Source organism: Roseateles sp. P5_B10 (assembly GCF_056400485.1).
The window spans coordinates 1-1,667 of sequence record NZ_JBFULE010001009.1 but is presented as its reverse complement, the minus strand read 5'-3'; the positions used below and the strand labels follow the sequence as shown (position 1 = coordinate 1,667).

General features: G+C 56.8%; 3 protein-coding genes. All 3 read left to right on the top strand.

What is annotated here, in order from left to right; all coding sequences use genetic code 11:
• On the top strand, positions 1 to 813 hold an 813-nt coding region (locus AC1DU6_RS30250), incomplete at its 5' end, for a hypothetical protein (protein ID WP_477861750.1).
• 179 nt (positions 814 to 992) lie between these two features.
• Positions 993 to 1,298, top strand: coding sequence for an H-NS histone family protein (locus AC1DU6_RS30245; protein ID WP_457325160.1), 306 nt, complete (start codon positions 993 to 995; stop codon positions 1,296 to 1,298).
• A gap of 150 nt (positions 1,299 to 1,448) precedes the next feature.
• Positions 1,449 to 1,667, top strand: a 219-nt coding sequence (locus tag AC1DU6_RS30240; RefSeq protein ID WP_477861748.1) for a transposase, incomplete at its 3' end; no start/stop codon positions are given.

The window sequence follows — 1,667 nt, the reverse complement described above, 5'->3', positions numbered from 1 at the left end:
GCTCATTTCGAAGCTTATGTCGCAGGGCCATTGATTGGTGGCATTGTAGGAATCTGCTTTGCCGCTCTGGGCAATCGAGCCCCGCCGCGCTCCCACGGACACGAAGAGCGCCCCTCAGACGTTCGAATTGAACTGAAGAGCACTACAACCGTCACCCATCACCATCACTACCACCAGCCAAGCCGGCCCGCACCGAAGAGCGATGATTTTTTCCCGATCTTCCTTCTCGGCGGCCTGGCCAGCCTGGTGGCGATCTTCTTCTTCGCTGCCTACTTGCCGACTATCGCCAACGTTTTCGCATATGCGATTTTGACAATCGCGGCCWTTGCAACTGCACTTTGCCTGACGGCGCTCATTGGCCAAAGGTACACCACTTGGGAATGGTGGCTAAACGCCCTCGCGCCGCTCGTGATACTTTCCTGCTGCTACTACGTTCTGACGTTGGCGAGAGCATCTATAGGGGACAACGTCATTGCGTTTGCGAACAGTCTCCGTGACCAGCATCCCCGAACTTTTCAAGGCACGATCGCGGGAGCTTTCAGCTTCGCAAAGCTAGTCGGTAATGACTATGTGCAGTGGATGATTCTGGAGATGGCTGCTTTCATGAATTTACTGTTCATCACCGTCGTCTGTGCGCTGCAGTGCATCCACTACCTCGCTCTAGCAAATTTCCGGGACGGGAGGGACGGTTGGCGGTGGCTTGCACTCAACACCGAGCGCTTCGGCAAAGCGTCGGCGCTTGCTCTCGCATCGTTGTTCTTGATCGTCTCGGCACTCCTCGCTAACGGAAATGTTTATCAATGGCTTCACTAAAGCTGGACTAAGTTCGGCTTTAGTACACGTCCGTCATTCGCGAGGAGAGGCTCAAGGTGAGCACCGACGAGCCTCAAATACCACAGTGCTTGTCGAATTCCTCGCTGAACCGGCAGAATACGCGCTAGGCATATGAGCCTGACAAGCTTCGGCAAAACGAAACACTTTAAGGACACAAGATGGCATCTCTTCAGGATCTTTTGGCCCAGCGAGCTGCTCTCGAACAGCAAATCGCAGAAACGACGGCCAAAGAACGCGGCGACGCTATTGCCAAAGTAAAGGCGCTGATGTCGGATTACGGGCTGACGGTTGCCGACTTGAGCGCACGCACGCCCAAGGTCGGCAAAGAGGCCAAGGTGTCTAAGGTCGCCGCGAAATATCGCAACAAAGCGACTGGTGAAACGTGGAGCGGCCGGGGCTTGCAGCCCAAGTGGCTCAAAGCGGCCGTCGCTGGCGGCGCCAAGCTCGAAGACTTCTCGGTCTGACCCTGTCGGCCTAGAAAAGCAAAAGCCACCCTCAGGTGGCTTTTTTTTCACGTCGCAAACCCACGCTCCGGCGCCAAAGAGTGACCTGCACCCTTCCCGCCATGCCAAGCTGAAGTAGCAAGGAGTCCGCTCATCAGGAGAATGACGGACATGAGGAAGAGCAAGTTCACCGAGGAACAGATCATTGGGTTCCTGAAGCAGGCCGAGGCAGGGCTGGCCGTGGCGGAGGCATGCGCTCAAGAGCGTGCTCGGCGTAAAAAGATAGCCCCACAGGCCAGGCGGGAAGCCATCGGGCGGCTGATCAACGAGCATCAGATGTCCGAGCGGCGGGCCTGCCGACTTGTGGGGCTAAGCCGAGACAGCTACCGG

What these genes read in the sequence shown, in the direction of transcription:
- AC1DU6_RS30245 (WP_457325160.1), top strand. Translation starts at nt 993, where the DNA reads ATGGCATCTCTTCAGGATCTTTTGGCCCAGCGAGCTGCTCTCGAACAG.